We start from the raw sequence: 7,716 nt of genomic DNA on the forward strand, positions 1-7,716 counted from the left end.
AGACCTTGCTGATTTCCTCGTCGCTACTGACATCACAGGGAATGGTGATTTCTGAGTCGAGATCGGCGGCCATTTTGGCGACCCGATCTTCAAGTTTGTCGTTCTGATAGGTGAAGGCAAGTTCGGCGCCCTCGCGGTGCATGGCCTGGGCAATGCCCCAGGCGATGGAGCGGTTGCTGGCAAGACCGACGATCAGCGCGCGTTTCCCTTGTAGAAATCCCATAGTTCACCTTGCAATTAAGTTGTTTTGAATTCGGTTGTGGACGTCCCGGACGTTCGCCAACAGCATCATAAGGTACCGAAAATTACCATCCAGGGGAAGGCTTGCATCAGATTCCACGGCTTGTTCGCGGGCGAGGAGGTGGTTATTCTGAGTCTCGACCGGGTTTAAAATAGTGTACCATCGAAAGCACCCGTATAAGTATAACTAAGGCGTAGTGAGCCCCGTCATGGAAAAACGGTTTACGTTTAAAGACTTCTTTCTGTTTGCCTTTCTGGCCCTGTTATTCATCACCCTGCTGTTATCGATGTACATGGTCGATCGCCAGTGGGACGAAATGGCCGGGATGCAGCGCACAATGAACGAGCAGGCGGAGGATCTCCGGGCGCTGCGGGGCGCGATCAACCGCCTGGAGCATCGCCTTGAGCGTGGTGCTATCGTCAGCGAGGGCGACGCGGCCGGGCCGTCGGAGCTCGAGTCGCCGGCGTTCGCGCGCGCGCAGGAGGCCACCCGCCAGTCCGATTTCGCCCGCGGCGACTGGCTGGTGGATTCCTTCGGTACCGGTCTCAAGACCATCACCCCGCTGGTCTCCAGCGATGCCTATGCCTCGCAGGTGCAGTCCTATGTCCAGGAATCCCTGCTGACCCGCGATCCCGACACGCTCGAGTGGGTGGGAATGATCGCCCGTGACTGGCAGGTCAGCGACGACGGGCTGAGTTTCACGTTCCGGTTGCGCGAGGGCGTCAAGTTTTCCGACGGGGAACCCCTGGATGCCGACGATGTGGCCTTCACCTTCGAGTTTATCCAGAACCCGGCCATCGCCGCGCCGCGCGAACGGGCCATCTATGACAAGATCGAAAGTGTGACCGCCACCGGGCCGCATGAAGTGGTGTTCAAATTCAAGGAGCCCTACTTCAACAGCCTGGCGCTGGCCGGCGGCATGGCGATCATGCCGCGCCATTTTTACGAACCCTATCTCGACGAGCCGGAAACCTTTAACCAGTCCAAGGGGCTGCTGCTCGGTTCCGGACCCTATCGACTCGCCGATCCGAAAGGCTGGACCCCGGATCAGGGACTGGTGGAACTGCAGCGCAATCCGCGTTACTGGGGATTGCAGCCGTCGTTCGATCGGGTGATGTGGAAAGTGATCCAGAATGATGCCGCACGCCTGACCACCTTCCGTAACGGCGATATCGATGCCTACAACGCCCGGCCACGGGAATACCAGACCTTGCTGGACGACAAGTCACTGATGTCCCGCAGTCAACGGTTTGAATACATGAGCCCCACCGCTGGCTACAGCTATATCGGCTGGAACCAGCAACGCAACGGCAAGCCGACCCGGTTCGCCGATCCGCGCGTGCGCGAGGCCATGACCTACCTGACCGATCGGCAACGAATTATCGACGAGATTATGCTCGGTTACGCCGAGGTGGCGATCAGCCCGTTCAATCCGCGCAGCGATCAGCATGACCCGGCACTGGAACCACGCCGGTTTGATCTGGACAGAGCCCGCCGATTGCTGGACGAGGCCGGTTATCGCGATCGCAACAATGACGGTTTGCTGGAAGGGCCGGACGGTGAGCCGTTCGAATTCGAACTGGTGTTCTTTCAGGACAGCGAGGATACCCGACGCATTGTGCTGTTTCTCAAGGATCTCTATGCCCGGGCCGGGATTTCCCTGATCCCCAAGCCGACCGAATGGTCGGTCATGCTGGATTTGATCAACAAGCGCGATTTTGATGCCATCACCCTCGGCTGGACCAGCGGCGTGGAAACCGATATCTATCAGATCTTCCACAGCAAGCAGATCGAATCCGGCGGCGATAATTTCATCGGTTACAAAAATGAACAGCTTGACCGGCTTATCGAACAGGCGCGCGGTACGGTGGAGGAGACAAAACGGATGCCGCTGTGGCAGGAAGCCGAGCGCATTTTACATGATGATCAGCCCTATACCTTTTTGATGCGGCGCGAGTCACTGGTATTTATTGATGAACGCATCAAAAACCTGCAAAACACCAACCTGGGGCTGAACCTGGGGATTCTGCCGGTGGAAATTTATGTGCCGCTGGATATGCAGAAATATAACCGTTAGCTGATCCGGCAACCCGCGCCCGATGCACACCTATATTCTTCGCCGCCTGTTGCTGATGATCCCGACCTTGCTCGGAATCACTATCGTGGTATTCAGTGTGATGGCGGCGGCCCCCGGCGGCATCAGTGCCCAGAGCCTGGTGGAAGGGCAGAACCTGGAGCCGGAAGTCAAACAGGCGATGGAGGAGTACTATAATCGCCTTTATGGCCTGGACCAGCCGGCGCCGGTGCAGTATTTGCGCTGGTTGAATAATATCTCGCCGATTGGCTTTACCTTCGATAACAATAACAAGGTGGACGGTTTTTCGCTGACCAAAGGGGTCGAGCTGGGCACCAGCTTTCGCTATGGACGCCCGGTCGCGGATCTGATCGAGGAGCGTTTGCCGATCACGTTGTTGCTGAATATTCTTTCCATACCGTTAATCTATGTGGTGGCCATCGCCATCGGCGTGCATGCCGCCACCCAGCGTGGCAAGGCCTTCGATGTCGGCTCGGGAGTGACTCTGCTGGGCCTGTGGTCGGTGCCGACCATGCTGGCGGGGGTCTTGCTGATCGGGTTTTTTGCCAGTGATCAATACTGGCACTGGTTTCCCACCGGCGGGCTGAACCGGCGTGAGGCGCTGGATATGCCGTTTATGCCCCACTGGAGTTCCCTGGGCGATCTCTTGCTGCTGTTCGTGGCCATGGCGCTCGCCATGGCCCTGTTCATCATGCTGAGCTTGCGGGGCACAAGTCTCTGGCGCACCGGCCTGATGGCCGCACTGGGTGCGATCCTGGGCTGGTTCATGGCCGGCGTCCTGCCCGGTGAGACGGCGTGGCTGATCGGGTTGCTGATCAGCGCGGTACTGGCGGTCTGTCTCGGGCTGATCGGTTATACCGACTACCATGCCCTGCGCACCACCCTGATGGGCATGCTCGGCGCAGGCCTTGGGGCGGGTATTGCCGTCTATTTCATGCAGGGCGAGTTTGTCCGTGGGTTTCTGCTGGATCGACTCTGGCATCTGATCCTGCCGGTGCTCTGCCTGTCGTACGGCGGCTTTGCCTTTCTGGCGAAACTGACCCGCAGTGCGGTGCTGGAGAATCTGTTGTCCGATTACGCGCGTACCGCCCGGGCCAAGGGGGTGCCCGAGCAACAGGTGCTGTGGCGACACGTGTTTCGCAACAGTTTGCTGCCTTTGATCACGGTGGCCGCCACCCTGTTACCCAGCCTGTTGGGTGGATCCATTATTGTCGAGGCCCTGTTCAGTATCGATGGCATGGGCAAACTGGCGGTGGAAGCGGTCCAGACCCGGGATCGCGAACTGGTGTTGTCGATTACCCTGATCGGGGCGCTGCTCTCCCTGCTGGGCTACTTGCTGGCCGATCTTTGTTATGCGATTGCCGATCCGCGGGTGAGTTATGAGTGAACCAAGACAACAACGCAGTTATGCGGCCCAGGTCATGCGCGAAGTATTTACCAAATGGGCCGCGCGTATTGGCCTGGCCTGGATCGGTTTGCTGGTATTCGTGGCCGTGTTCGCGCCCTTGCTGGCCAGCAGCTATCCCCTGCTGCTGAGCGAACAAGGGAGCCTGTCCAGTCCCCTGTTGCGCTATCTGGGTGCGGCCGATGTGACGTTGTTGATTATTTTCTTCAGTGCCGTGGTGCTCTGGTTTATCCGGATTCGCCTGCGGATCCGCTTCGGCATATTGCTGCTGATTGCGCTGGTTGCCACGCTACTGTGTAACGCGCTGGTTTCACCGCCGAAACTGAGTATCTATGAGGAATACCGGGACAAGCAGCGGGCCGGCGCCTATGACTGGGTGATTACGGCGCCGATTCCCTATTCGCCCAAGGATTATCTGCGCGATGCCGGGGATACCGGTCTGGAAGCGCCGTTGAGCGCTAGCGAACGCCAACACTGGTTCGGCACCGATGAAAACGGTGCGGATGTGTTGAGTCGTATGATTCATGCGTCGCGTATCGCACTGGGCATCGGGTTTGTCGCCACCGGCATTGCGATGCTCATCGGTACCCTGATCGGCGGTCTGATGGGGTATTTCTCCGGCATATACGACATGCTGGGCATGCGCCTGGTGGAGATCTTCGAGGCGATCCCGGTCCTGTTTTTGCTGTTAACCTTTGTCGCCTTCTTTGGCCGTAATCTTTACGTGATGATGATCATCATCGGCATCACCAGCTGGACCGGTTTTGCCCGCTATGTGCGGGCGGAGTTTCTCAAATTGCGACAACAGGAATTTGTCCAGTCGGCGATTGCCTGCGGGTTGCCGCTGTATTCGATTCTGTTTCGGCATATTTTGCCCAACGGCATGGCACCGGTACTGGTCGCGGCGTCCTTCGGGGTCGCTTCCGCGATCCTGGCCGAGGCGACCCTGAGCTTTCTCGGTCTCGGGCTGGTGGATGATCCCTCCTGGGGACAGATGCTGAATCAGGCGGTACAGGCCGCGACCTTTAACTGGTGGATGGCGGCCTTTCCCGGCGGGGCCATATTCCTGACCGTGTTTGCCTATAACTTGATCGGGGAGTCCATGCGCGATGCCATCGATCCCCATCTGAAAAAATCCGCCCGGTGAGATCGCTATGAGTCGCTTACTTAAAGTGGAAGGACTGCACACCTGGTTACGCAGTGGCGACGAGGTGATCCGGGCGGTGGATGATGTCAGTTTCGAGATCAACAAGGGGGAGACCTTCTGTCTGGTCGGGGAGTCGGGCAGTGGCAAGTCGGTGACTGCGCTGTCGATCATCCAGTTGCTGCCGCAGGACATCAGCGAGCATCCGGGTGGTCGGGTGCTGTTCGACTATCGGCATAACGACGGCCGTACGGAACAGGTGGATATGCTCCGGCTGGATCCGGCCAGGACACTCAACATTCGCGGCTCGCGCATTGCCATGATCTTTCAGGAGCCGATGACCTCGCTCAACCCGGTATTCACCGTTGGCGATCAGATCATCGAGGCATTACTGCTGCACAATCCGGGCATGAGCGAGGCCGAGGCGCGCGAACGGGCCATCGCCGCGCTCGAGCAGGTCAAAATCCCCCATGCCGCCGAGCGGATCGATGATTATCCTCATCGCCTCTCCGGTGGCCAGCGTCAGCGGGTGATGATCGCCATGGCCATGGCCTGTGAACCCGACTTGCTGATCGCCGACGAGCCGACCACGGCGCTGGATGTCACTGTGCAGGCCGAGATTTTGCGATTGATGAAGGAGTTGCAACAGCGGCGCGGCACCGCCATTTTGTTCATCACGCATGACTTCGGGGTGGTCTCGCAAATGGCCGATCGGCTGGCGGTCATGCAAACCGGCAAGATTGTCGAATCCGGTCCCCTGCAACAGATGATCAACCGGCCCGGTCATCCCTATACCCGCAAGCTGCTGGCGGCGCTGCCGGAGAACCTGCCGCGCGAGGTGATTACCCACGACAGTGAACACAGCAAAACGAGCGATATACTGCTCGATCTGCAGGGCGTTGAAGTCCATTTTCCCGTCAAGAAGGGGCTGTTGCGGCGTACCGTTGATTACGTCAGGGCGGTCGATGGTATCGATCTAAGTATCCCCCGGGGCCAGATTCTGGCCCTGGTGGGGGAATCCGGTTGCGGAAAGAGCACCCTGGGGCGGGCGATTTTGCGTCTGACCGATCCGACCGCCGGTCGGATCCACTTCGACAGTCGCGAGATTACCTCGCTGCCACGCAAGGCGCTGCAACCGTTGCGCCGGGAAATGCAAATCATCTTTCAGGATCCCATGTCGTCGCTCAATCCGCGGCTGACTATCGCGGCAACACTGACCGAACCGATGAAAGTACACGGCATCGGCGAGTCGAAGGAAGAGCGCCTGGAGCTGGCCAAACAGATCCTGGAACGAGTGCATCTCAAGGGCGATCATGTCTGGCGCTTCCCGCACGAATTCTCCGGTGGCCAGCGTCAGCGTATCGGGATCGCCCGGGCCCTGGCGATCAATCCCCGTTTCATCGTTTGTGATGAGGTGACCAGCGCGCTGGATGTTTCGGTGCAGGCCGAGATTCTGCAGATGTTGCTGGAACTGCGCCGGGAACGGAACCTGACATTACTGTTCATCACTCATAATATCGGCGTGGTGGAGTATGTCAGCGACGAGATGCTGGTGATGAACGAAGGGCGAATCGTGGAACGCGGCCCCACCGATCGCATCAGTCGCGATCCGCAACACGAATACACCCGCAAATTACTCTCGGCGGTCCCCAGGGTTCAGTTCGGCAGCTGATGGTTAGCATCCCGACGTGATGCAGTGGTTATGTCCATGTTGGAGTGGACTGGTTACGCTTCGTAAGCTATCTCCTCTTTGAGCCAGGCGAAAATAACGCAGAGGTCGCGGAGTCGCAGAGACGCGGAGAAAAATAATCGGGTGATTTGCCGGTTTGAATTCCTCAGGCTGGATCAAGCACCCTGCGGGCATAAACCTCGCGGATCCGGCATAACGCTGGATAGTCTAAACAACACAACTGTTTCGAATTCTTGCACACTTTATACTCTGGCTAATCGTGTAGGTCACGCTGGCGTTAGCCTGCGTGACACCCTGTCGGTACGGAGAATGTCAGGTAGCGCCAAGCGCAACCTGATCTGCGATTCTATTTCTTCGATCCAGGCGAAAACAACGCAGAGGTCGTGGAGTCGCAGAGAATAGTAATTTAATGATCCCGCGGCTTTGATTCTGTAAGCGGTTTGATCGTTAGCTGATCCCGCATAACGTTCCGCTGATAAACTGGTCGTACAGGTTAAAGTGGTCCTGCTGACGCTTGAACCACCCTTGATTATAAAACTTTCTCTGCGACTCCGCGCCTCTGCGAACTCCGCGATAAAAATCCGATAGTGGATAAATGATTAGCTGGATGTCTGCATGACATCGACGTACAGGGTCAGGCGCTGGCCCGGTTGCAGGTATTTACCTTTCTGCAAGTTGTTCCATTTGCGCAACTGGCCGATGCTGACGCGGAATTTTTGCGAGATGCGCGCCAGGGAATCACCCCGGCGGACCCGGTAGCCGATACGCTTGGTGAGGCTGCGTTGGGCGGGCAGGGCGATCCGGTCCGAATCCAGCGCGGCCTGATCGCTGCGGCGTGACCAGATGATCAGGTTCTGTCCGGGCTTGAGCGGGTCGCCGGGGGCCATGGCATTCCAGGCCGCCAGGGCCCGAACACTGACACCGTGGCGTTGCGCGAGCTCCCAGAAGGTATCGCCGGGGCGCACGAGATGGGTAATCTTGTTGCCCTGACGCGGCCGGTTTTGCTGCCGCTGGGTGCGCTGGGCCTGACTGAGTCGGTAACTCGCAGGTTGCTGGCTGGCCACGGGTATCATCAGGCTCTGTCCTGCGCGCAGCAGGTTGCCGCGCAGCCGGTTGATGCGCTTGATGGTATTGATGCTGG

The 7,716-nt window shown here is 58.3% G+C and carries 6 protein-coding genes; 4 read left to right on the forward strand and 2 right to left on the reverse strand.

Translation table 11 applies throughout. The features are described from left to right. Positions 1-223 (reverse strand): SDR family oxidoreductase (locus RI563_RS11580; RefSeq protein WP_310694540.1); only part of this gene is annotated, 223 nt, incomplete at its 3' end. 226 nt (positions 224-449) lie between these two features. Between RI563_RS11580 and RI563_RS11585 the strand changes: the two genes are divergently transcribed. From RI563_RS11585 to RI563_RS11600, 4 genes are read left to right on the forward strand one after another with little or no spacing between them, the layout of a single operon-like run. Beyond that, positions 450-2,318 carry a peptide-binding protein gene (locus RI563_RS11585; RefSeq protein ID WP_310694541.1) on the forward strand — a complete coding sequence of 623 codons (1,869 nt, stop codon included), beginning with the start codon at positions 450-452 and terminating at the stop codon, positions 2,316-2,318. A 22-nt stretch (positions 2,319-2,340) separates the two neighbouring features. Further along, on the forward strand, positions 2,341-3,723 hold the full coding sequence (locus RI563_RS11590; protein ID WP_310694542.1) for an ABC transporter permease: 1,383 nt from the start codon (positions 2,341-2,343) through the stop codon (positions 3,721-3,723). Continuing rightward, positions 3,716-4,888 (forward strand): ABC transporter permease, encoded by a 1,173-nt coding sequence (locus RI563_RS11595; protein WP_310694543.1) that lies wholly within the window; start codon positions 3,716-3,718, stop codon positions 4,886-4,888. Before RI563_RS11590 ends, RI563_RS11595 begins: the two co-directional genes overlap by 8 nt. A gap of 7 nt (positions 4,889-4,895) precedes the next feature. Further along, a complete protein-coding gene (locus RI563_RS11600; protein WP_310694544.1) occupies positions 4,896-6,557 on the forward strand; it encodes a dipeptide ABC transporter ATP-binding protein in 1,662 nt (553 codons plus the stop codon). Positions 6,558-7,174: 617 nt separating this feature from the next. Here the strand turns inward: RI563_RS11600 and RI563_RS11605 are convergent. After that, positions 7,175-7,716, reverse strand: a 542-nt coding sequence (locus RI563_RS11605) for a LysM peptidoglycan-binding domain-containing protein (protein ID WP_310694545.1), incomplete at its 5' end; no start/stop codon positions are given.

The sequence above is a fragment of the Thiohalophilus sp. genome, assembly GCF_031581315.1.
Classification (GTDB): Bacteria; Pseudomonadota; Gammaproteobacteria; order UBA6429; family Thiohalophilaceae; genus Thiohalophilus.